General features: G+C 68.8%; 1 protein-coding gene. It reads right to left on the bottom strand.

All coding sequences use genetic code 11. The features are described from left to right. A partial coding sequence (locus tag FVW27_RS17580; RefSeq protein WP_167127691.1) for a helix-turn-helix domain-containing protein occupies positions 1 to 391 on the bottom strand: 391 nt, incomplete at its 3' end. Positions 392 to 853 lie beyond the last annotated feature (462 nt).

The following is an 853-nucleotide window of genomic DNA, read 5'->3' as shown; positions in this document are numbered from 1 at the left end:
GGCCGGGGCCGCCCTCCATCAGGTGGCTGGCCGCCATGTGGCACAGCCCCTCGCGCATGGCCCGCAGGCCGCCCAGGCTGCCCAGGTTGGCAAAGGCCGCGATGTGGCCGGGGTTCAGGTCCGCGAACAGGCCCATGGCCTTGTCCAGCAGCAGGTCGTTGCTGCCCGCCAGCACCAGCACGCCGCCGCCCGGCTGCACCGTGCCGCCCGCGCGCTCCGGGTGGTTCACGGTGTTGTTTTCCAGCCACTGTTCCACCAGATGCGCGGGGAACAGCCACTTGCCGGTCACCTTGGTGGCAGGCAGGCCTTTTTCGGTGATCAGGCTGTAGACCATCTTTTCGTTGACGCCGAGCACCTTGGCCACCTCGCGGGTGGAAAGCAGCTGCTTCACGGATGCGCCTCCTGCGGGCTTGCGAACGGGGAGCGGAGGGAATGCGGTGCGCGGGCCGACACGGCATGCCGGGCTAACGATGCCACGCCACCTTGGCGGCCAATGTAGCCGCACTCGACCAACGGTGCAACGCATGGTGCCGGAATGCCATCCTTCCCGCTGCGAGGCGTTGCGTGGCGCACCGCGCCACTCGGCATCTGGCCGCGCCACCCCGCGCCACTTCGCATCTAGTTCTTGCCATCATGGCGCGCTTGGGGTAATGGGCACACTCCCGTTACGCGCCCGGCATTCCAAACTATCGCCAAACTCTCGCCAAGAGTTCGCCGGGCTTTCGTAAACGCGCCCGCCAGGCAGCGGCGCAGGCGCCGCACAAGGCCCGCGCCCCGGCTGCAACCACCGGCACATCGAAAATTTCCGCACGCACCCGCCCGGCCCCGTGTGCCGCATTGCGCGACGCGCCCC

It is taken from the genome of Nitratidesulfovibrio liaohensis, from assembly GCF_011682075.1.
Lineage (GTDB): Bacteria > Desulfobacterota > Desulfovibrionia > Desulfovibrionales > Desulfovibrionaceae > Cupidesulfovibrio > Cupidesulfovibrio liaohensis.
This window is presented reverse-complemented; position numbering and strand designations above follow the sequence as displayed.